This is a genomic window from Paenibacillus sp. JJ1722 (genome assembly GCF_048282685.1).
GTDB lineage: Bacteria > Bacillota > Bacilli > Paenibacillales > Paenibacillaceae > Paenibacillus > Paenibacillus polymyxa_B.
In genome coordinates this window covers 3618351-3639831 of record NZ_CP182500.1, presented here as the reverse complement: position 1 = coordinate 3639831, position 21481 = coordinate 3618351, and the positions used below count along the sequence as shown (strand labels likewise).

The window sequence follows — 21481 nt, the reverse complement described above, 5'->3', positions numbered from 1 at the left end:
AATTACGAGGATAAGGAGGGGATCGGATGACTCATAGTCCGGCTCCTACAGTAGCTCCTATTGTCTACTTGCGGCTCCGCAGCCGTGTCCGCATGATACAAGGGCAGGATTTACATTTGGGTGATGTAGCCCAACTGCTGACTAATCCTGAATGGGAAAAGGATTTGCTTGAGCTTGTTCTCAAGCGGCCGCAGCACCAGGACGGTAATCTGATACTGATAGACATGCTGCAGATTATAGCAAAAATTAGAGATCATATTCCGGGGGTCGTAGTTGAATCTCTCGGGAAGCCACATGTACTTGTGGAACTCGTGGAGAAACCCCGTAAGCCGTCCAAAATACTGTTTGTTTTGGTATGGGTGCTTCTGTTTTTTGGCTCTGCGCTGACAATTATGAATTTTCATGCTGACGTTAGCATGATGGAGGTACAGGTTCGGATTGTAGAGATGATTACGGGACGTAAGGATGAGCATCCGTACCTGTTTCAAATTGCTTACTCGATCGGCATCGGCTTTGGCATGATCGTTTTTTTTAATCACTTGTTCAAGAAAAATTGGAACGAGGAGCCGACGCCGCTGGAGGTGGAGATGTATCTGTACCAGGAAAATGTGGATCAGTATGTTGTGGCAGAGGAATATGAAAAGATGGCCCGTCTGCAGACAAAGGATAAGAAACCATGATATTTGTACAGGCTGCACTTCAGATTATTTTAGGTATTGCTGGGGGCCTTGCGGTGGGTAGCGGTGTAATTGCTTTTTTTATTGTGCTGGATATCATGCCGCGATTAGCACAACTTACCCGTACGTATAAAAAATCACGTGCATACGAAAAGGCAATGATTGTAGGCTCAGTACTGGGAACTGTGGTCGATTTTTGGAACATTTGCTTGCCACTACCGGGCATAATTACATGGATACCTGGGTTATTTTGCGGAGTGTTTATTGGCTTGCTCGCCGCGGCTCTAACGGAGGTATTGAATCTCCTGCCTATACTCGCCAAGCGACTCCACATGACCGTGTATATGCTCGGTCTGTTAATGGCAATGGTGCTTGGGAAGGTGACGGGTTCCTTATTTGACTGGTTTGTATACAACCGTTAACAACGAAAGCGAAGGGGGCAAGGAGTATGGATCACAGAGCGGATCAAGAGCATCAGGAGCAGCATCAAGAAGACGGGGGAATTGGAAAGGAAAACCATACCGGCGAAGAAGAGTTAAGTCCATGGAAGAAAAAGCAGGCGCAGGAATCAGCACGTTTTAAACACAAGAAAGAGAGTGAGCGGTCTGATAACGTAGAGGAGTCCGTTCGCTACTGGCAGGCCGAAGATGATATATCGCCGAGGATGAAGGATAATAAGAATACACTTGAAACAGTATTAGGTTTGGGAGAAACCTTTGATGTCGTATTCAGGGAAATGACGCTGGGTGGGCGTCATACCGGATATCTGTTCCTAAATACCTTTGCGAAGGATCAGATCATGCTTGAAGTGCTAAAGCGGCTCACCTATCTGACGCCGGATAATCTCTCTTCGGATGGACTACAAGCGTATTTTGAAAATTTTATTCCACATATTCAGGTGGAGAAGACAGATAAGATGTCTGTCGTCATTAACAAGGTGCTGACGGGGATGAGTGCCTTTTTCATGGAAGGCGAGCGCTTTTCCCTTATTCTGGATACTCGTAATTACCCGGTGCGTAATCCGGAGGAACCTTCTTTGGAGCGGGTTGTGCGCGGTGCTCGCGACGGGTTTACTGAAACAATGCTTACAAATGTAGGTCTGGTGCGCCGGCGTTTGCGGGACCCAGGGCTTAAATTTGAGGCTATGCAGGTCGGACGTCGAACCCGAACAGACGTATGTTTGGGTTACATTGACGATATTGTGGATAAGGTGATGGTGGATACTGTACGAGACAAAATTAAAAATGTTAATTTGGATGGTATTCCGCTGGCCGACAAGCAATTAGAGGAGACGATTATCAATAAAGGTTGGAATCCATATCCATTAGTACGATATTCGGAGCGACCAGATGTCGTGGCATCGCATATCATGGAAGGAAGGCTCGTTATTTTCGTCGATACCTCACCCAGCGTGATGATTTTGCCTACCACTTTTTTTGACTTGTGTCAGCATGCAGAAGAGAATCGGCAAACCGCTTTTATGGGAAGTTATTTGCGGTGGGTACGTTTTATAGGTATATTCGCCTCGATGTTTCTGCTTCCGATGTGGCTGCTAATGGTCATCAATCCAGAATTAAAACCGGCGTTTCTTGATTTTATTGGTCCTCAAAAGGAAGCACATCTTCCGCTGATTGCCCAGTTTATCATTGTAGAACTAGGGGTCGATCTAATGCGAATGGCGGCTGTGCATACTCCGACACCACTGGCTTCCGCTATGGGCTTGATCGCAGCGATTCTGGTCGGTGATATAGCGGTTAAGACGGGACTTTTCGTGAATGAGGTCGTGCTGTATATGGCTGTCGCTGCCATAGGAATGTTCGCAACACCGAGCTATGAGCTGGGGTTAGCGAATAGACTGATTCGACTATTCCTGCTGGTTGCTGTTGCAATTTTTCACGTACCGGGCTTTGTCGTGGGTACGACACTGATCATTTTGATGCTGACGCTGCATCGGTCATATAATTCTTCGTATTTGTGGCCGTTCATTCCTTTTAATGCCAAAGCGTTAGCTTCCATCTTGTTCCGTATGCCTGTACTAGATGCGCCTAACCGCCCGTCATCTAACAAAACGAGGGACAATACGCGTATGCCCCATACGGATGCCGACACAGATTCGAACTCAGGCAATGGACAGGAGCATTAATATAAATGATCTGCATAAAAATCCATTGTTCTTGATGTTTTTTTTGCTATACTGGTGTAAACATTCGATGGAATATGACTAGCTTGTTCCAGAAAGAGAGGCGCCAGAACATGTATTTGCATGGAAGCAGTAAAATTAACAGCAATGGACATTTGGAGATCGGCGGTTGTGATACAACGCTTTTGAAAGAGCGTTTTGGCACGCCGCTATATATTGTTGACGAACAGTTAGTCCGCCGGCGCTGCCGGGAATTCATAGAAGCTTTTCGTGAAACCGGATTGAAGTTTCAAGTTGCTTATGCAAGCAAAGCCTTTTGTGTTATGGCGATGTGTGCTTTAGCTGCTGAAGAAGGGATGTCGCTTGACGTAGTTTCCAGTGGAGAATTGTTTACTGCGCTACAAGCAGGGTTCCCGGCAGAGCGAATCCATTTTCACGGCAATAACAAAACACCGGAAGAAATTGAAATGGCGTTAGATGCGCAAATTGGCTGCTTCGTCGTTGATAGCGAAATGGAGTTGCATTTGTTGCAGGCCCTTGCCTCCGAGAAAGAACAGCAGGTGAATATCTTACTGCGTGTTACACCAGGGGTTGAGGCGCATACGCATGAATATATGGCCACAGGTCAAGAAGATTCGAAATTTGGCTTTGACATTGGGAATGGTACAGCACGCCAAGCAGTGGAACAGGCTATCGAGCTGGACCATCTTAACCTGTTAGGGGTACATTCTCATATCGGTTCGCAAATTTTCGAAGTGAATGGCTTTCAAATGGCTGCTGAACGGGTTGCAGCTTTTTCCAGAGAAATTAAAGAACAGCTTCAGTTTTCTTTCAAAGTGATTAATCTGGGTGGGGGATTTGGCATTCGCTACACAGAGGAGGACACACCGCTGAAAGTATCCACCTATGTGCAGGCTATCGGCGAAGCGGTGAAAACCTATTTTTCAGGACTTTACGATGAACTTCCAGAAATTTGGATTGAGCCGGGACGCAGTATTGTAGGCGATTCAGGCACGACCTTATATACGGTAGGAAGCATCAAGGATATTCCGCAGGTACGTAAATATGTCTCGGTAGATGGCGGGATGACAGATAATCCACGTCCTGCACTGTATCAGGCCAAGTATGAAGCGATGCTGGCTAATCGAGCGCAGGATACGGACGAAGAGACGGTGTCCATTGCGGGCAAATGCTGCGAAAGCGGCGATATGCTTATTTGGGATGTAGAGCTGCCTCGTATAAATAGCGGCGACTTGCTCGCTGTTGCCTCAACCGGAGCCTACAATTACTCCATGGCGAGTAATTATAACCGAATACGTCGACCAGCAGTTGTATTTGTCAACAACGGTGAGGCCGAGTTGGTGGTGCGTCGGGAAACCTACGAGGATATCGTACGCAACGATGTTGTGCCACAGCGCTTGATTCGTGATCAAGCCAGTCCGGCGGTTCAGCCTAACGCCAAGATTACGGTTTCGTCCTGATTTTAGCATTGTAAGATCAAGCAGGCCATTGAGTCGGTAATAATACACCGAGGACAATGGCCCTTTTTTTTTTGGACAAGACTTTGCTAAGCGCGGCAATTCATAGTAAACTGGAACTTGATGTTATTTAGTTCTCAAAACAGGTTGAAAAGGAGATACAAACAATGAAAAAAGGTAGAATAGATCTTGAAAACGGCGGTATCGTCGAAATTGACTTTTTCCCAGAAGAAGCTCCAAACACCGTTGCTAACTTTGAAAAGCTGGCAAACAGCGGTTATTACAACGGTTTGAGCTTCCACCGTGTCATTCCGGGCTTTGTGGCTCAAGGTGGTTGTCCAATCGGTAACGGTACAGGCGGTCCTGGTTACACGATTGACTGTGAAACAGCTACGAATACAACAAAGCATGCCAAAGGCGTTCTGTCCATGGCTCATGCAGGTCGCAACACAGGTGGCAGCCAATTCTTTATCTGCTACGCTCCACAACCACATTTAGATGGAGTACATACTGTATTTGGTAAAGTAACCAAAGGTATGGAATTCATTGATGCTGTAAAACAAGGCGACAAAATGAAAGAGGTTAAAGTATTTGACGTGTAATTTTACCGTTAATTACATGATCTTTTTTAAATAGCGTTGCACCTAAGCCGTTCTGTCTTTGGACAGGGCGGCTTTTGTTGTCTTTTGTTTGACGGTTTATTGATTTTCGCAATCACGTAGGCATTACAGTGCGTAAGATCACATTCGAAAAGTAAGTGTTGTGATAGCCTTTTCATAAGAATGCATTTTCCATTTATTTTATATGAGTATTCAAACTCAGTAAGGATTGGAAAAGAAGGGGGCTTATCACATTGTCTATTTTAACGCGCACAAATCGACTCGGATTTTTTGAAATCCGGCTGGAATCCATTGGTGGACTCGGCGCTAATCTGGCTGGCAAAATGTTGGCCGAAACCGGGGTGCTTGGTCTGGGGCTGAATGCTTCAAATTTTTCGTCCTACGGTTCGGAAAAAAAGGGAACTCCGGTTAAAAGCTTCGTCCGCTTCTGTGAGCCAGAGGTCGATATTCGGGATCACAGTCCGATTGAGCAACCGCATGTGGTAGGCATTTTCCATGAAACGTTATACAAAACGGTAAATGTAATCAGCGGACTGCCAGCGGATGGGATTGTAGTGGTTAATTCCACACGTCCAGCAGAAGAAATACGGGCTGATTTGGGACTGGTATCCGGTACATTAGCGGTGGTGGATGCGATGGGCATCGCACTGGAAGAGCGAACCAAACTAAATACGTCCATGCTCGGTGCCTTGTTCCGTGTCTGTGATTTCCTGGACCCGGAAGCGATGAGATCGGTTATACGCAGTACCTTTGAAAAGAAAAATCCACTGTTAGTGGAACCTAATCTGCGTACGTTTAACCGTGGTTATGATGAAATGGAACTGCACGTATATCCGGTTACTGATGACGCAGAGGATCGGGTTTTTGAACGTCCGCAGCCATTGCTGGGATACGAAACCCAACTACTGGGGGGCGTTATTGCAACTCAGGGAAACAGCATGACGAGAGATGTTAGTGGTTCACGTCAGGGATATGTGCCTGAATATGAAGCTGATAAATGTACCCATTGTGCCAAGTGTGATTCGATTTGCCCGGATTACTGTTTTGTATGGGAAGAGCAAGCAGACAAACGCGGAAGAATGATGGCATTTTTGCAAGGAATTGATTACCAGTATTGCAAAGGATGTCTGAAATGTGTAGATATTTGCCCGTCGGGGGCATTAAGCTCGCGTCGCGAACAATGGGGATGGGCGGAACAGAATCGAGTTGCCCACCAATTTCCGGCATATGAAGGAGGGCGTGCGTAATGGCAAAACTGGAGGAAGAACTCAAACAGACAGGCGCCGCGCAAGTGACAACGTTCGAATCCGGTAATGAAATGGCAGCTACGGCGGCTGCGCAGATTAATTATCATATGATGGGATATTTCCCGATTACTCCATCTACCGAGGTAGCGCAGTATCTGGATCAGATGAGAACGAGAGGTCAGCATAATATTAAGCTGGTTGCAGCAGACGGAGAACACGGATCGGCAGGGATTTGTTATGGAGCTGCCGCAGCGGGAGCGAGGGTTGTGAACGCCACTAGTTCGCAAGGTTTCCTGTACATGCTGGAGCAGTTACCTGTTCAGTCAGGTACCCGTTTTCCAATGGTTATGAATCTGGTGACACGAGCTGTTAGTGGTCCCCTGGATATTCGCGGGGATCATTCGGACCTGTACTATGGTTTGAATACAGGCTGGGTCATTTTGACGGCAAGTACACCACAGGCTGTGTATGATATGAACATCATGGCACTAAAAATCGCAGAGCATAGCGATGTTCGGCTGCCTGTAATGGTCGCATATGACGGTTTTTATACGTCCCATCAAAAACGTAAAGTGCAATATTTTGCCGATGCTGAGACCGTGCGCGGTTTTGTAGGTCCTAACCCGAACTTGAATTATCCGAATATTACGGATTTTGATCATCCTGTTACCGTGGGTGCGCATATGAACGGTGATGACCTGACGAATAATCATGTTCAGCTATCCGAAGCACTGAAGCTGTCAGAAGGAGTATATGAGCAGGTAGCAGCAGAATATGCCGCTTTATCCGGTCGGGAATACCCGATTTTGGATCTGTATCATATGGAGGATGCTGAGGTCGCGGTATTCCTGTTGAATTCGGCGGCTGAATCGGCCAAGGATGTGGCGGATCAACTCCGCGCGCGCGGGATTAAAGCTGGTGTGATACGTCCGAATATCATCCGACCGTTCCCAGCCGCACAACTGCGGGAAGCATTACGCGATGTCAAGGCGCTGCTGGTAGGTGAACGTGCAGATTCGTATGGGGCAGACGGCGGTAATTTAACGCATGAAATTAAAGCGGCCTTGCAGGAGGACCCGCTGAACCGGACACTCGTGTTGAGTCGTATATTTGGCTTGGGCGGCAAGGATTTTTATGCGGAAGATGCAGAGGCGTTCTTCCAGCTTGCGATTGAGGCGGCAGAGGCCGGACGAGCCGAGAAGCCCTTTGATTATTACGGAATTAATCCGGGTTCACCGGACAAGGTGATGCCGCAAGTTATGCAACCGCCACGTGGCAATGCATACCGTACGGGTCTGATTCAGGTTACGCCGGACGAGGCGACCGGGAAGCTCAAAGTCAAGGTACCACCCCTGCGATCGTTGACGACCAAACCACGCCGTCTTACACCAGGTCACGGGGCTTGCCCAGGATGTGGGGCATTGTCTGCGCTGGAACTGTTTTTCAAAGGTATTGAAGGGGATATTGTCGTGCTGTTCCAGACAGGCTGCGTATATGTGACGACGACAGGGTATCCATATACATCACACAAACAACCGATGATCCACAATCTTTTTCAAAACGGGGCTGCTACACTTTCGGGAGCGCTGGAAGCTTATATGGAAATGAAGCGCCGCAATGAAATTGAGATGTCGGACGATCCGACCTTTATCATGATCAGTGGTGACGGTGGGATGGATATTGGTATGGGTTCTGCGATTGGTGCGGCTCTGCGTAATCATAAGCTGATCATGTTGGAATATGATAACGAAGGGTACATGAATACAGGTTCACAGCAATCGTACTCCACTCCGCTCGGTCACATGACCAGTACGTCGGGTGTAGGGAAAATGCAAAAAGGAAAGCAAGGGCATCACAAGGATACCGTGCAAATCATGGCTGCTTGTAACATTCCGTATGCTTTTACAGCAGCTGAAAGTCATCCGCAGGATATGCTGCGTAAAGCAGCCAAAGCTCAATGGTATGCGAACAACGTGGGTACGGCCTATGGTAAGATCCTGTGCGCCTGCCCGCTGAATTGGAAATCCGAAGACAGACTGGGCACCAGCATTGTGGGCGCCGCAGTCGAGTCCTGTTTCTTTCCTTTGTACGAAATAGAGCAAGGCAGTACGACGATTACGTATAATCCGGAAGACAAGGGAAAACGGATTCCAGCTGCAGAATGGTTGAAATTAATGGGTAAAACGAAGCATCTTCTCAAGGAAGAGGCTACGCTGGCTACCTTTGAGCAGGAGATTGAGCGTCGCTGGACTACCCTGAAAAAGAAACATGAAATTTCAGAGCTATAATTCTGTTTTTTGCATAATCATCGATTAGCATTGTTAGCCGCTGTTACTGTAGTGGTTCGATCAAGATTCTTTGCGCTTATTGCGCAAAGAATCTTTTTTGTCGTTTATGGGTTCAAGCATAAAAAAACAGGTAATGATTTCCGATATAGGAGTGGAGGCCTATAAGAGGCACGTTAAAAAGTTTTCTTCTGAATTTTAAGATGCAATGAGGTGCAGGTAATGATTAAGCTGAATACAGTTGAAATAATCGAAATTATAAAGAAGCAGATCCCTAAGGTTATGAACATCAAGCCAGTAGAACTAAAGTTTACGGACGATTTTGGACGGGCCTCGCTGGCAGCGACAGAACACAAATTCACACTGACGAACCAGCATTATTCTGCCAAGGTGATGGATTGCGTGTTAGAAACACAAGTACGCCCCATTTTAATGTGTGAAATTATTTATTTTCTGAAATGCGAGTTTATTGACGGACATGTTGATGTGCGACTGGATTATGAGGCATGTTCTGAGGAAGGGCGGGGACCTGTTGCTTCAGCCGTAATTACCTTTGATCATGCAACAGAGTTGGGAGTCGAGGAGCTGGCCGATCTGATTGACTTGGCGCTTCATATGAATGATAAAACCTGGTTTGAAGAACTCTCCAGCCAATATGTCAAAACCAAAGCAGGCGCTTCTATTAGATAACTTGCTTTTTTTAGAAGTCGGTGCTAATATACGTAACAAGTTTAATGTTAATTCAATTAAATAAGAGCAAGATCCTTCGGGGCGGGGCGAAATTCCCCACCGGCGGTGATGACATGTTTGTGGATCGTTTTTGTGAGAAACAGCATGGCTTAGTCCGTGACCCGGATGCTGAATGATCGGCAGAAGGTGGACCTGGTGCAAATCCGGGACCGACAGTATAGTCTGGATGGGAGAAGGATACGAAGCGCATGTGCATGACGTGACATGTGCCGATTTTTAGCATACCCAATTGTGCGTACGGCTTATTTCGTTGTAGGACAGCATCGGGCGATAGCTTGCTTAAGCTTTCTTTTTGATGGGTGTTCTGAGCGTATTTGGTTGTATCCTCAGTCATGCTTTCTATTGGCAAACCTATGATTTCATGTCGTCTTAAGATGCATATGAACTGCGCTTGTATACTACAAATGTGACTCTCATCACCCCCATGACGGATTGAATCCGAACTGGGGGTTTTTTGCGCTTATAGCTGATGAATTAGGGATAAACTGAAATGTAGTGGAAAGGAGTGAAGGCATGTTTACCGGATTAGTTGAGGAAGTGGGTCGCATTCAAACTATTTCCAAAAGCGGTGAAGCGATGGTGCTGGGGATTTCGGGTTCCGTAGTGTTGGGCGATTTGAAAATAGGAGACAGTGTCTCGGTGAATGGCGTTTGCCTGACCGCGATACGGATTGGTTCGAAAGACTTTAAGGTTGATGTGATGCCGGAAACCTTTCGCAGCACTAATCTGAAAGAGTTGAGATCCGACAGCCGAGTCAATCTGGAGCGAGCAATGGCGGCGAGTGGAAGGTTCGGAGGACACATCGTGCAAGGACATGTGGACGGGACGGGAACGATTCGCGGGGTGACATCAGACCAGAATGCAGTTGTGTTCGAAGTTGAGCCTAAAAATCAAACATTATTTAAATATATTCTACTCAAAGGGTCAATCACAATTGATGGTATCAGCCTCACAGTCGCACAGCGTACGGGAGATACCTTTGCCGTATCCATTATTCCCCACACTTTATCCGAAACGGCCTTACAAGCCAAACGTGAGGGGGATACCGTCAATATCGAATGTGATATTTTGGGCAAATATGTAGAACAGCTTTTAAATTACAGAGGTGCAGCGGAGGCGGAGAGAGTAGAAAAAGCTCCTCTCAGTTTGGACTATTTGGCGAAACACGGCTTTGCCTGATATTGAATGGTAAGCCTGTTTAGGACCATTCGTGGCACAAGACATAAGGAGGAAAGTGTTATGGATAGAGGTAGCCAAACAAGTGCAATGGCAAACGTCATGGAGCATGGCGAGTTGGAACATGACGAAGAGATTCGTTTGGATTCCATCGAAGAAGCGTTGGAGGATTTAAAAAACGGTAAAGTCGTTATTGTAGTGGATGATGAACAGCGCGAAAATGAAGGCGATTTTATCGCTTTGGCTGAAAAAGCGTCGCCTGAGGTCATTAATTTCATGATTACAGAAGGTCGTGGGTTGGTCTGTGTGCCAATCACACGACAAAGAGCCGAAGCTTTGGAATTGCATCCTATGGTAGAGCAAAATACAGATTTCCACGGTACTGCCTTTACGGTATCGGTAGATCATATGGAGACAACAACGGGTATTTCAGCGGCCGAGCGCTCCTTGACTGTACGCGCCTTGGCAGACGAAGCAGTCACAGGAAGTGATTTCCGCAAGCCTGGTCACATGTTCCCGCTGATTGCTCGCGATGGTGGTGTCTTGCAGCGTGCTGGTCACACTGAAGCGGCTGTTGATCTGGCCCGACTCAGTGGCTTCAAGCCTGCTGGGGTCATTTGCGAAATTATAAAGGAAGATGGCTCAATGGCCCGCCTGCCTGATCTGGCAGTGGTCGCCAAGCGACATCAATTGAAACTGATCAGTATTCAGCATTTGGTGGACTACCGTCGTCGTTTGTCATTGTAAAAATACATCTCGGTTCCAAGTAAATCTGAAGTATTATCCGAAGTCCCTAAATAATTAAACTATGAGAGGTTGATTAAACATGGCACGTTTTCTAGAAGGTAATCTCGTATCGAACGGTTTAAAATATGGTATTGTGGTGGGTAGATTTAATGAGTTTATTACGAGCAAGCTGTTAAGCGGCGCAATTGACGCCCTTCAACGACATGGTGCGCAGGAAGATGAAATTGATGTAGCCTGGGTTCCGGGTGCATTTGAAATTTCACTGATTGCACAAAAAATGGCTGCAAGCGGCAAATATGATGCCGTAATTACGCTGGGTACGGTCATCCGTGGTTCTACTTCACATTATGATATCGTCTGCAATGAAGTGGCCAAGGGTGTGGCAGCAAGCAGCCTGAAAACGGGAGTGCCTGTTATTTTTGGGGTAGTGACGACAGAAAACATTGAACAGGCTATTGAACGAGCAGGTACGAAGGCTGGTAATAAAGGTTGGGATTCTGCATTGGCTGCGATTGAAATGGCCAATCTCGGCAAGCAATTTTAATTATAGGAATAGCTGAATAGAACGGTATAAACTGCAAGGTGAAAAGGGATTGGATTGTTAAGCAAGGCGATGACGTATATACTACAGAAAGAGGGATTGATAACGTAGAGCATAAGTGCTATAGGGAAAGGTATTGTTGAATGATGATTGGAGTAAGGCAGGGGGAAGCACATTGACAGTCGTAAACTACAAGCTGGAAACATTCGAGGGTCCGCTGGATCTACTGTTGCATCTGATTGATAAAGCCGAGATCGACATTCAGGATATCCCGATTAGCGATATTACTGATCAGTATATGGCTTTTTTACACAGTATGCAGGAGCTGGAACTGGACATTACGAGCGAGTTTCTGGTGATGGCGGCGACGCTCTTATCTATTAAGAGTAAATTGTTGCTTCCCAAGCCACCTGTGATGGAATATGACGATTTGGATTTTTATGAGGAAGAGGATTATGATCCACGTGAGGAACTGGTCCGCAAGCTGGTGGAGTATCGTAAATATAAAGGGATTGCTCGCCATCTAAGTGAACGTGAGTGGGAGCGGAGTCTAATTTATGGCAAGGAGCCAGAAGATCTAAGCGCATTCCTGCCCACTGAACCCGCAAATCCGGTGCATGGGCTGCATGCAAGCGATTTGGTCGCGGCCTTTCAGCGTGCTTTGCGCAAAGCAGAACGACGTACGACGGTAACCCGTGTTCATCGAGACGAAATTTCAGTCAAGGACCGTATCCGGCAAGTTATCGGGGCGTTAGAGATGCTGGGGAACGGAGGACGGCTGCTGTTCTCCAAGCTGATGCATGAGGATATGTATCGGCATGAGGTGGTTGTGACCTTTTTGGCTATCCTTGAACTGATGAAAATGAAACAAATTTTCTGTTATCAGGAGAAGCTTTTCGATGATATTGTAATGGAGTGGAGAGGGGATTTACGGGTTAATGGATTATCTGAAGCTGAAATCAATTATTGAGGGACTGCTGTTTCTCGCAGGAGAGGAAGGGTTGTCCACCAAGCAGATCGCCGACATTGTAGAGCAGCAGCAAGAGCTGGTTGAACAGTGCTTGGAAGATATGAAGCAGGACATGGAGCAGGGGGGAAGGGGCTTGCAACTTGTCCGTATTGCCGGTCATTATCAGCTTGCAACTTTATCCGAACATGCACCTTACTTTGAAAAGCTCGCATACTCTCCGGCACGTGCCTCACTGTCTCAAGCTGCTTTGGAGACGCTGGCCATTGTTGCCTACCGCCAGCCCATTACAAGAGTTGAAATCGAAGAGATTCGGGGTGTCAAATCCGAGCGGGCCATACATACACTGGTCAACAAGGAGCTCATTGAAGAGAAAGGTCGAGCTGAAGCCATCGGACGGCCAATATTGTACGGAACGACGAAATCATTTTTGGATTATTTCGGTCTGGGCTCTTTGGCAGATCTACCGCAACCGGAGTTGTTCGAGGATTCGGACAATTTGGAGGAAGAGACTCAATTATTGTTCGAGCGTCTGGAGAGCAGCCAGCCTGCGGCCAACGATCTAGATCTTGAATCCCAATAAAGTTGCTCCGGATCTTGCGGCTCACTTATGTAAAGCTCAAACAGACAGCCAGTCCTCACGTAGTTGGGGGCTGGCTGTTGGTATTTTAAGATGCATGATTTTCCGGCGAACGGTCATACTATTTTTGCCATGATATCTATAGCAAAAAGGTAGGGAGGACTCGCCAGTGTGGAAATGGATCAGTATCGCCATCATCGTCGTTATATTACTTGTGCTGGCTATTCTGCTCTCTCGTATTCGATTGAAGCTGGATATTGCCAAACATGACAATGATGATCGGGCGCATCTAGAGATCAGATTTCTATACGGGATGATTAAAATGAATTACGATATTCCGGCCATTCTCGTAACAGGTTTAAAAAAAGGGCTTCTCTATCGGCTTGACCGCAATAAAAACATACATAAAACGGATGCTTCCGTAGATAGCGGAAATATTGATACAGAAAAAATCAAGCAATTTATACATGATATCCGGGTTTTGCTCAAGGGAACGAAATCCTTACAGCGATGGTTGCGACATACCTTGGCGCATGTGACGTTGTCCAAAATGGAATGGTCTACCAATATAAGTCTTGCTGATGCGGCTTATACAGCTACCTCAACCGGTATTTTATGGGGATTGAAAACGACCTTGATCGGTTTTGCTACCAGCTTTGTACGTGTGGACTGTATCCCGAAGCTGTTTGTCGTGCCCTATTGGGTGGATCGCTTGCGTTTTACTACCACCTTGACCTGTGAAGCAAATATGTCGCTTGGTTATTTGATTTTCTCTATGCTCATGTTAGCTTACCGCATATGGCGCGTTCCGGGTGGACCGGAGGCGTGGAAACGGGTTTTTTCCAAAAAAACTGAGGATCCTCAAGCTACCAGTGAAAGTTAAACAGTGGAGTGAGGTGAGACTCAATCCTTTCTGAACTATCGAATGACATACATATTTCCTTGAACCCCTGCGCACAATAGCGAAAGAAAAGGCAGTCTACGCTTGAGATAAGCAGAGGAGGAATAAATCATGTCAGATCACCCGATTCAAGGGCTCATGCAAACCGCAATGGAAAACATCAAAGCCATGGTAGATGTGAATACGATTGTAGGAGACGCAGTGGAAACACCCGATGGTTCCGTTATTTTGCCAATCAGTAAGGTAGGATTTGGTTTCGCTGCGGGAGGAAGTGATTTTAACGTAGACGAAGAGGCACTTCATACTTCCTCGGCGTCGGGTAATCATAGCGGGAAGGAAGGGCATCCTTTTGGAGGCGGTAGCGGTGGTGGTGTATCTATTCATCCCATTGCTTTTCTGGTTGTTGGCAAACAGGGGGCACAAATCGTTCCATTGGACAATCAAACGCATCTGATTGAGAAGCTCATTGACTCCACGCCATACCTGATTGATAAGGTTCAGTCTATCTTCCAGAACGCAGGCGGCAACTTGCAGACTCCACCCCCACAGGTACCTGTAGATGTTGCTACGGATCACAGTAATTCTGGCCCGGCTTACTTGTAAAAGTTATTGAAATTAAAAGCGTTCTCTCAGGAAGGTATCCCAAAGCCGAGTATAGGCTAAGGAATACCTTCTTTTCTGCTTGTACTTGGCCCTATCCCCGAATATACTGCCTTCCCCCAATGACAGCATGTATATGGTGACTGTATTCCTGTTGATACAAAGTATGCAGCGAGATTTCATTTTTTCGATTTCCTTCGGCAGCAAACTGGGATAGGTAGATGAAGTCCGGATAGATCACTTCATCCGTCAAATAAGCAGATACCGTGGCTTCCGGTCGACGATGTTGATTCAGGGAATCGATAATACCCTTCGCCGGCAAGATGCCAATCCCATGTCCATAAAACAAGTCTTCCTTCAGCTTAACGACATTTTCTCCTTTCCATTCCAATGTTTCAGACGACACATCCGGATTGTTGAAATACAGAATATCGCCGGGAGCCGCTTTATGACTTCCTTGCTGCTGTATGAGTCTGAGGTCGTTGTCATAGTGCCAGTCATACAGCAGCATATCTGCAAAAATCCGATTAAACTCACTTTCCAAAATGGAATCCAGCACTCCTTTGTACAGCACAATAACCATAGCTGTTGCACATTCAAAAGCGTATTGATGTCCGTTTAAAAAGATATCTCTGATCCCCTGTGCCGGTGTGACACCTGCTTTGATCTGAAAGCCACCTTTTTCCGTTAAATCCCAAAATTGCTGGTTGCAACGTGCGGTAGAAAATGTGGCAAAGGATACACCACTACGGTGTAATGCTTCTGCGGACTCTACAATCCGTGATCTTAAAATCATTTCAAACTGTAGTCGCTGCATGTTATAACCCCTCGATCCATATTTAACGTTTAGTAACTAATATATATGTATTCAGGGAGGGATGTTGCTTAGTTTGTGTAGAAAGAAAGCGAAAAAGGAACAGCTAATGGCTGTCCTGTAAAGGAATTTTCTGTTATAAAGGTGGACATACTTTGAACAGCTTGGACATAGAATGGTACAAGACTTGCTCAAAACCGGAGGAATCCAAATGTTTAAAAAAAAGCAACACATCCACGCGGACCACAGCCATTTCTTGAATAAGGCACGCGCATTTGTTTTGCCGCTGGTACTTCTGCTTATTTTGTCATTGCCGCTTACGTTGCTAAGTCCGCAGCCCGTTCGGGGAGCGATAAAAACAGAAGCAGCACCGCCCGCATTAGGAACCCATGCACAGGCTGCTTCTTTAATTGATGTCACATCAGGAAGAATCATTTATTCTACCGAGGGTGACCGGGAGCTACGTATTGCCAGCCTGACCAAAATTATGACAGCGATCGTGGCCATTGAACATGGACGCTTGCAGGACCGGGTGAAGGTGAGTCCAACGGCGTATGCCAAAGAAGGGTCCTCGCTTTTTCTGCAAATGGGTGAACAAATGTCGCTGGAAAATATGTTGTACGGCTTAATGCTCCGTTCTGGTAATGATGCCGCTTCTGCCATTGCTGAGCATGTGGGGGGGACAGAAGAGGGATTTGTCCATTTGATGAATGACAAGGCGGTTCAGCTTGGGCTAAGCCATACACATTTTGCTAATCCGCACGGGCTGGATGCCGAGGGACATTATTCCTCAGCCAATGATATGGCCCGGCTTACTGCTTATGCGCTGCATAATCCAACTTTTGCCCGTATCGTAAAAACAGAACTGAAAAAAGCACCGAATCCCAACGATTCTTGGGACTACTCATGGCACAACAAAAACAAAATGCTGCGGCTGTATGAGGGAGCTGACGGGGTGAAAACAGGCTTTACCAAAAAAGCATTTCGCTGTCTGGTCAGTTCAGCCACACGGGACGGTCGCCAGCTCGCTGCTGTTACCTTGAATGATGGGGACGATTGGAACGATCATGCCCGTATGCTTGATTACGGATTTCGATATTATCCGCTCATTCCGATTACAGACAAGCAGCAACCTATCGATGGTTACCCACTATTAACAGGTACAAGCTTTGCATATCCTTTACATGATAGTGAGAAGACCCAGTTGCTCAAAAGACTAGTGTTGTATAAAAATTCCGCCTCTGTAGACAGAGCGGACATATCTTTTGGCTTACGAGGACGGGTCGAATTCCTATTGGATGGTGAACTTATTGGTTCCGTTCCTGTGTATGAAAAAGGGAGTAAGCTGCCTGCTCAAAGTACCGTACGGCCACAGCAGGAGGCTCCAACTGCACAAGATCCTGCGAACAATACTCAGCAACGAGGTTGGACGAGCAGATGGAACGAAATTCTTAAAAATTTGTTTGGAGCCTAGGGCAAGCAGGAAATAGAGCTGCACGTGTCACATCATTGGGTAAAGGAGGAATCAGCCATGATTCATCTCATATGGGTGGCTTTGATTTGTATTGGATTTGTATTTGCTGCCGCGCAGGGAAATATTGAGGTGGTGACGAAAGCGGCTTTTGACGGGGCAACTACGGGGGTTACAGTGTGCTTTGGACTGATAAGTGTGCTGGTGTTTTGGATGGGCATGATGAGGCTGGCTGAAGATGGCGGGCTCTTACAGAAAATATCCAAGCTACTTTCTCCTTTGGTTGCCTTTCTCTTCCCTGATGTTCCGCGTAATCATCCCGCTATGGGTTACATTTTGTCCAATATGAGCGCCAATCTGCTGGGTCTGGGGAATGCAGCTACACCGATGGGAATCAAGGCGATGCAAGAGTTGCAGACGCTCAATCCAGATAAGCAAACCGCCACACCAGCCATGTGTACGCTGCTCGCCCTGAATACAGCCAGTATTACGCTTATTCCTACGACGTTGATCGCGATACGGCTTAATTTTCATTCCGCACATCCGGCAGAAATCGTTGGTACAACACTGGTAGCGACCGCAATAGCCACCTTTGCCGCAATTGCGGCGGACCGTTGGTACCGTAGTCGAGAATTGCGCCGCCGTCCTCCAGCGATTCCGCCGTCCCAGACATCCTTGGCGCCACTCACCTCACCAGCATCAACATCTGCTGCCTCTTCAACAACGTCGTCCGTATCTTCACCTGCCGTTCCGCGAACGGGAATCAAGGCTGCCAAGGGCAGGGACACCACTTGGAAAGGATGAGGGAGGCATGCTTTATTTTATTAACCTCGTATCAACTTGGGCTATCCCGGTTATTCTCGCTTTTATTCCTTTATATGCATATGCCAAAAAGGTGCCTGTCTACGATTCTTTTGTGGATGGAGCTAAAGACGGCTTTTCTACCGCCATCAGCATTATTCCTCATCTCGTAGGCATGATGGTGGCGATTAGCATTTTTCGAGCATCCGGCGCCCTGGACTATTTGATCTCCTGGGTAACGCCATGGATTAAACACTGGGGTGTACCGGGCGAGGTATTGCCTTTAGGCTTGCTTCGTCCATTAACGGGCACTGGTTCACTTGCGTTCACGACGGATCTAATTCGCACCTATGGCCCGGATTCCATGATCGGTCGGATCGCTTCAACGATTCAGGGCAGCACAGACACGACGCTGTATGTGCTAACTGTATATTTTGGTGCCGTAGGTATCCGCAATGGACGGTATGCTTTGAAGGTAGGACTATTTTCAGATGTGGTTGGTTTTGTGGCAGCTATTGCGATTTGCCTGCTTATATTTTAATTTCTGTATCGTTTTTTGAACGGGGGTTGTGATTTTGCTCATGGATGGGTATCATTAGCATGAGGTGAATTAGCGAACATGGAAAGATTGCAGAAAATATTGGCCCAAGCTGGTGTAGCTTCCAGACGTAAATGTGAGGAGCTTATTCAGGCGGGCAGCGTGGAAGTGAACGGGGTTGTCGTAACTGAACTGGGAACGAAGGCAGACCCTGATCAAGATATGATTACGGTAAAGGGACGCCCGATCAAAACCGAGAAAAAAATCTATCTGATGATGAACAAACCTAAAGGAGTTATTACGAGTGCTTCCGATCCGGAAGGCCGTAAAATTGTGTCAGACTATCTGAAAGGCGTTAAGGAACGCGTATATCCGGTAGGACGTCTCGATTACGACACCGAAGGACTGCTGTTGCTTACCAATGATGGCGAGTTCGCCAATCTGCTCACTCATCCCAAGCATCATGTGCCCAAGACATATGTGGCAACAGTCAAAGGCGTTCCGCATGGTACTGAGCTGGACAAGCTGAAAAAAGGAATCGTGCTGGAAGATGGCATTACTGCACCAGCCGAGGTAGAATATAAAGATGTAGATCCGAATGGTAAGGAGTCTGTGATCCAGATTACCATTTATGAAGGCAGAAATCGCCAGGTAAGACGGATGTTTGAGGCCATTTCACACCCAGTCATCAGACTCAAGCGGATTGCCTTCGGAGATCTTTTGCTACAAAACTTGAAGCGCGGTCTGACCAGACCCCTAACTAAGGACGAAATCAACCGTCTCATTCAACTTGCCAAATCAGACAACACGAAAAAGAAACGGACAGGACGGGGGTCATAACCCCGGCCTTTTTGGTGTAAAGAGACTGTTGGATGAGAGTAAAGTTTGACCAAGCACAGGAAAATAGTAAAATAGAGAGAATGCTTTTTTTAGCGAAGGGGCTGGGAATATGTCAGAACAAAGCAACCGCATATTAATTGTAGACGATGAAGAACGCATTCGCCGCCTTCTGCGGATGTATCTGGAAAAAGAAGGATATGTAATTGACGAAGCTGAGGATGGTGAGATTGCCCTCCAAAAAGCGACTGCAAGCGATTACAGCATTATTTTGCTCGATGTAATGCTTCCGGGGATGGATGGAATTGAGGTATGTACACGGCTGCGTCAGACCAAAGCTACACCTGTGATTATGCTGACTGCCAAAGGCGAGGAAGTGAACCGTGTACAAGGCTTTGAAGTCGGAGCCGATGATTATGTGGTTAAGCCCTTTAGCCCGCGAGAAGTCATTTACCGGGTGAAGGCAATTTTACGCCGTTCGTCGGAAACTGCCTTTTTAACGAAAGAGGCGGTACCAAGCAATAGTATTGTTTTTCCGAATCTTATCATTGAGCATGATGCGCACCGGGTAACTGCGGGTGGGATTGAAATCAGTCTCACGCCTAAAGAGTACGAGCTGTTGCATTATTTGGCGGTGTCACCAGATAAAGTCTTCTCGCGCGAAGAACTGCTGAAAGACGTTTGGAATTACGAATTTTTTGGTGATCTGCGCACTGTGGATACGCATGTGAAACGGCTTCGTGAGAAGCTGAATAAGGTATCGCCAGAGGCAGCGGCTATGATTACGACCGTGTGGGGCGTAGGTTATAAGCTGGAGGTTCCAAAATAACGTGAACTTCTGGAGATCGCTGGTAGGCAAGCTGTGGATCACCATCATTTGTCTTGTAGGCTCTGTGCTTATTTTTCTAGGGCTTTTTTTATTGCCGTACATCAACAGAAATTTTGCGGCGTATGAATCGACGGAAATCAAGCATTTGTTCACCTATACATGCATTGTCGGATTTTTATTGACGACCTTTTTTGCCCTATTCCTTTTTACTAAAATCACACAGCCTATGCAGCTGTTGATTCAGGCGGCGAATGCGATTCGTGAGGGAAGGTATGATACTCGGCTTTCGCTGGTGACCAGTGATGAAATTGGAGAACTGGCGAAAACTTTTAATCATATGTCTACGGAACTGGAAGCAATGATCCGCAGTCTGAATGAGGAAAAAAACCATTTATCCAGTGTACTGCGAAGCATGTCTGATGCAGTAATCACCTTCGACAGAAGCGGACAAATCATCTTGACGAATCCGCCGGCACAAAGTCTGTTGGATATCTGGAAAAAGCTGGAGTGGCAGGAGCGTGATCTGGAGGAGTTTGGAGCTTCTGTACCTGAGCCTTTGCAGTCTCTGTTCCATACCGTTATGGACAGGGGAGAGGATGTCGGAGACTATATCCATGTCAAGAAGGGCTCCTGGTCGGTGCAGATGGCGCCTCTGTATACGGATAATGCAATCCGCGGTGCAGTAGCTGTGCTTAGAGATATTACGGAAGAAGTGAAGCTTGAGAAGATGCGGAGTGATTTTGTGGCCAACGTCTCTCATGAAATCCGTACACCTTTATCTATGATGCAGGGCTACAGCGAGGCGTTGCTGGATGGTATGGCGGGTTCACCTGAAGAATCCGAGGAGCTGGTACAGGTCATCCATGATGAATCATTACGCATGGGAAGATTAGTCAAAGATCTGCTTGATCTGGCCCGAATGGAGGCTGGTCATACAGACATGCACCGACAGGAAGTGGATGTGAATGAGCTGATCGAGCGTGTTCATCGTAAATTTACGGTACGTTCGAAGGAACAGGGACTGACACTCGATTACCATGAGCAAGGCCAACGTTTGCTGCTGCCTGAGGCAGATGAAGACCGACTGGAGCAGGTATTGACCAATTTGCTGGATAATGCATTCAGACATACACCCGGCGGGAAAAAGGTTACTATTGCGGCGGATCGAATTTTGGGAGAACGGCATGAGTTAATCCGTATTCAAATTAAGGATGAAGGTGTAGGCATTGCCAGCGAGGATCTACCTTATATTTTCGACCGCTTCTACAAGGCAGATAAGGCCAGAGTACGTGGTGAGGATAAAGGGACTGGTTTGGGGCTTGCTATTGTCAAGAATATTGTAGAGGCTCACGGAGGCTCTGTCTCTGCTGCCAGCGCATTGGGGGAAGGGACGGAATTTACTATTTTGCTGCCGATCTCCAACAAAACAAAGCTGGGTCTGTAACAGGCTTATAAGCCCCAACTGATATACCCCGGTTTGCA

The 21481-nt window shown here is 46.8% G+C and carries 22 protein-coding genes and 1 riboswitch; of the genes, 21 read left to right on the top strand and 1 reads right to left on the bottom strand.

The genetic code is table 11. From position 1 onward, the window contains the following. Positions 1-26: 26 nt before the first annotated feature. From ACM1ND_RS16240 to ytfJ, 15 genes are all read left to right on the top strand, one after another. Complete coding sequence (locus tag ACM1ND_RS16240) at positions 27-680, top strand: stage V sporulation protein AA (protein ID WP_023989212.1); 654 nt, start codon at positions 27-29, stop codon at positions 678-680. Next, positions 677-1099 carry a stage V sporulation protein AB gene (locus tag ACM1ND_RS16235; protein ID WP_338532525.1) on the top strand — a complete coding sequence of 141 codons (423 nt, stop codon included), beginning with the start codon at positions 677-679 and terminating at the stop codon, positions 1097-1099. Before ACM1ND_RS16240 ends, ACM1ND_RS16235 begins: the two co-directional genes overlap by 4 nt. A 26-nt stretch (positions 1100-1125) precedes the next feature. Beyond that, positions 1126-2820 (top strand): spore germination protein, encoded by a 1695-nt coding sequence (locus ACM1ND_RS16230; protein ID WP_023989210.1) that lies wholly within the window; start codon positions 1126-1128, stop codon positions 2818-2820. A gap of 110 nt (positions 2821-2930) precedes the next feature. Further along, positions 2931-4298 carry a diaminopimelate decarboxylase gene (gene lysA / locus ACM1ND_RS16225; RefSeq protein WP_418026301.1) on the top strand — a complete coding sequence of 456 codons (1368 nt, stop codon included), beginning with the start codon at positions 2931-2933 and terminating at the stop codon, positions 4296-4298. Positions 4299-4462: 164 nt separating this feature from the next. Further along, positions 4463-4897, top strand: coding sequence for a peptidylprolyl isomerase (locus ACM1ND_RS16220; RefSeq protein WP_013310775.1), 435 nt, complete (start codon positions 4463-4465; stop codon positions 4895-4897). Positions 4898-5148: 251 nt separating this feature from the next. Then, the gene (locus tag ACM1ND_RS16215) at positions 5149-6162 is read left to right on the top strand and encodes a 2-oxoacid:acceptor oxidoreductase family protein (RefSeq protein WP_338532523.1); all 1014 of its coding nucleotides are present in this window, start codon (positions 5149-5151) and stop codon (positions 6160-6162) included. After that, positions 6162-8450, top strand: a complete 2289-nt coding sequence (locus ACM1ND_RS16210; RefSeq protein ID WP_028540618.1) for a thiamine pyrophosphate-dependent enzyme — start codon at positions 6162-6164, stop codon at positions 8448-8450. Before ACM1ND_RS16215 ends, ACM1ND_RS16210 begins: the two co-directional genes overlap by 1 nt. Positions 8451-8669: 219 nt before the next feature. Further along, a complete protein-coding gene (locus tag ACM1ND_RS16205) occupies positions 8670-9137 on the top strand; it encodes an IDEAL domain-containing protein (protein ID WP_013310772.1) in 468 nt (155 codons plus the stop codon). Between the two features lie 68 nt (positions 9138-9205). After that, a riboswitch (FMN riboswitch) is annotated at positions 9206-9379 on the top strand. 331 nt (positions 9380-9710) lie between these two features. Next, on the top strand, positions 9711-10376 hold the full coding sequence (gene ribE, locus ACM1ND_RS16200) for a riboflavin synthase (protein WP_028540619.1): 666 nt from the start codon (positions 9711-9713) through the stop codon (positions 10374-10376). Between the two features lie 60 nt (positions 10377-10436). Next, on the top strand, positions 10437-11120 hold the full coding sequence (gene ribB / locus ACM1ND_RS16195; RefSeq protein WP_081819194.1) for a 3,4-dihydroxy-2-butanone-4-phosphate synthase: 684 nt from the start codon (positions 10437-10439) through the stop codon (positions 11118-11120). Positions 11121-11199: 79 nt separating this feature from the next. Next, positions 11200-11664, top strand: a complete 465-nt coding sequence (gene ribE, locus ACM1ND_RS16190) for a 6,7-dimethyl-8-ribityllumazine synthase (RefSeq protein WP_023989205.1) — start codon at positions 11200-11202, stop codon at positions 11662-11664. A 172-nt stretch (positions 11665-11836) separates the two neighbouring features. After that, on the top strand, positions 11837-12631 hold the full coding sequence (locus ACM1ND_RS16185; RefSeq protein WP_034095057.1) for a segregation and condensation protein A: 795 nt from the start codon (positions 11837-11839) through the stop codon (positions 12629-12631). After that, positions 12600-13211, top strand: a complete 612-nt coding sequence (gene scpB, locus ACM1ND_RS16180) for an SMC-Scp complex subunit ScpB (protein ID WP_013310766.1) — start codon at positions 12600-12602, stop codon at positions 13209-13211. Before ACM1ND_RS16185 ends, scpB begins: the two co-directional genes overlap by 32 nt. Positions 13212-13377: 166 nt before the next feature. After that, entirely contained in the window at positions 13378-14091 is a 714-nt protein-coding gene (locus ACM1ND_RS16175; RefSeq protein WP_023989203.1) for a DUF2953 domain-containing protein, read from the top strand. Between the two features lie 129 nt (positions 14092-14220). Then, positions 14221-14712, top strand: coding sequence for a GerW family sporulation protein (ytfJ, locus tag ACM1ND_RS16170; protein WP_023989202.1), 492 nt, complete (start codon positions 14221-14223; stop codon positions 14710-14712). A gap of 91 nt (positions 14713-14803) precedes the next feature. Here the strand turns inward: ytfJ and ACM1ND_RS16165 are convergent, their stop codons facing one another. Further along, positions 14804-15526 (bottom strand): protein-glutamine gamma-glutamyltransferase, encoded by a 723-nt coding sequence (locus ACM1ND_RS16165; protein ID WP_418026300.1) that lies wholly within the window; start codon positions 15524-15526, stop codon positions 14804-14806. A gap of 208 nt (positions 15527-15734) precedes the next feature. Here ACM1ND_RS16165 and ACM1ND_RS16160 point away from each other — a divergent pair, with 208 nt between their 5' ends. From ACM1ND_RS16160 to ACM1ND_RS16135, 6 genes are all read left to right on the top strand, one after another. After that, the gene (locus ACM1ND_RS16160; RefSeq protein ID WP_418026299.1) at positions 15735-16997 is read left to right on the top strand and encodes a D-alanyl-D-alanine carboxypeptidase family protein; all 1263 of its coding nucleotides are present in this window, start codon (positions 15735-15737) and stop codon (positions 16995-16997) included. Positions 16998-17054: 57 nt separating this feature from the next. Then, positions 17055-17798: a nucleoside recognition domain-containing protein gene (locus ACM1ND_RS16155; protein WP_023989199.1), complete on the top strand. Its 744-nt coding sequence runs from the start codon at positions 17055-17057 to the stop codon at positions 17796-17798. A 7-nt stretch (positions 17799-17805) separates the two neighbouring features. After that, positions 17806-18336 carry a spore maturation protein gene (locus tag ACM1ND_RS16150; RefSeq protein ID WP_023989198.1) on the top strand — a complete coding sequence of 177 codons (531 nt, stop codon included), beginning with the start codon at positions 17806-17808 and terminating at the stop codon, positions 18334-18336. Positions 18337-18414: 78 nt separating this feature from the next. Continuing rightward, a complete protein-coding gene (locus tag ACM1ND_RS16145) occupies positions 18415-19173 on the top strand; it encodes a pseudouridine synthase (RefSeq protein ID WP_023989197.1) in 759 nt (252 codons plus the stop codon). A 109-nt stretch (positions 19174-19282) separates the two neighbouring features. Then, complete coding sequence (locus ACM1ND_RS16140) at positions 19283-19999, top strand: response regulator transcription factor (RefSeq protein ID WP_013310758.1); 717 nt, start codon at positions 19283-19285, stop codon at positions 19997-19999. 1 nt (position 20000) lies between these two features. Next, on the top strand, positions 20001-21443 hold the full coding sequence (locus tag ACM1ND_RS16135; protein ID WP_418026298.1) for an ATP-binding protein: 1443 nt from the start codon (positions 20001-20003) through the stop codon (positions 21441-21443). Positions 21444-21481 lie beyond the last annotated feature (38 nt).

Bases quoted from the DNA above. Each gene is read 5' to 3' on its own strand.
- ACM1ND_RS16240 (WP_023989212.1), top strand. From the start codon at position 27: ATGACTCATAGTCCGGCTCCTACAGTAGCTCCTATTGTCTACTTGCGG.
- ACM1ND_RS16235 (WP_338532525.1), top strand. From the start codon at position 677: ATGATATTTGTACAGGCTGCACTTCAGATTATTTTAGGTATTGCTGGG.
- ACM1ND_RS16230 (WP_023989210.1), top strand. From the start codon at position 1,126: ATGGATCACAGAGCGGATCAAGAGCATCAGGAGCAGCATCAAGAAGAC.
- lysA (WP_418026301.1), top strand. From the start codon at position 2,931: ATGTATTTGCATGGAAGCAGTAAAATTAACAGCAATGGACATTTGGAG.
- ACM1ND_RS16220 (WP_013310775.1), top strand. From the start codon at position 4,463: ATGAAAAAAGGTAGAATAGATCTTGAAAACGGCGGTATCGTCGAAATT.
- ACM1ND_RS16210 (WP_028540618.1), top strand. From the start codon at position 6,162: ATGGCAAAACTGGAGGAAGAACTCAAACAGACAGGCGCCGCGCAAGTG.
- ACM1ND_RS16205 (WP_013310772.1), top strand. From the start codon at position 8,670: ATGATTAAGCTGAATACAGTTGAAATAATCGAAATTATAAAGAAGCAG.
- ribE (WP_028540619.1), top strand. From the start codon at position 9,711: ATGTTTACCGGATTAGTTGAGGAAGTGGGTCGCATTCAAACTATTTCC.
- ribB (WP_081819194.1), top strand. From the start codon at position 10,437: ATGGATAGAGGTAGCCAAACAAGTGCAATGGCAAACGTCATGGAGCAT.
- ribE (WP_023989205.1), top strand. From the start codon at position 11,200: ATGGCACGTTTTCTAGAAGGTAATCTCGTATCGAACGGTTTAAAATAT.
- scpB (WP_013310766.1), top strand. From the start codon at position 12,600: ATGGATTATCTGAAGCTGAAATCAATTATTGAGGGACTGCTGTTTCTC.
- ytfJ (WP_023989202.1), top strand. From the start codon at position 14,221: ATGTCAGATCACCCGATTCAAGGGCTCATGCAAACCGCAATGGAAAAC.
- ACM1ND_RS16165 (WP_418026300.1), bottom strand. From the start codon at position 15,526: ATGCAGCGACTACAGTTTGAAATGATTTTAAGATCACGGATTGTAGAG.
- ACM1ND_RS16160 (WP_418026299.1), top strand. From the start codon at position 15,735: ATGTTTAAAAAAAAGCAACACATCCACGCGGACCACAGCCATTTCTTG.
- ACM1ND_RS16155 (WP_023989199.1), top strand. From the start codon at position 17,055: ATGATTCATCTCATATGGGTGGCTTTGATTTGTATTGGATTTGTATTT.
- ACM1ND_RS16150 (WP_023989198.1), top strand. From the start codon at position 17,806: ATGCTTTATTTTATTAACCTCGTATCAACTTGGGCTATCCCGGTTATT.
- ACM1ND_RS16145 (WP_023989197.1), top strand. From the start codon at position 18,415: ATGGAAAGATTGCAGAAAATATTGGCCCAAGCTGGTGTAGCTTCCAGA.
- ACM1ND_RS16140 (WP_013310758.1), top strand. From the start codon at position 19,283: ATGTCAGAACAAAGCAACCGCATATTAATTGTAGACGATGAAGAACGC.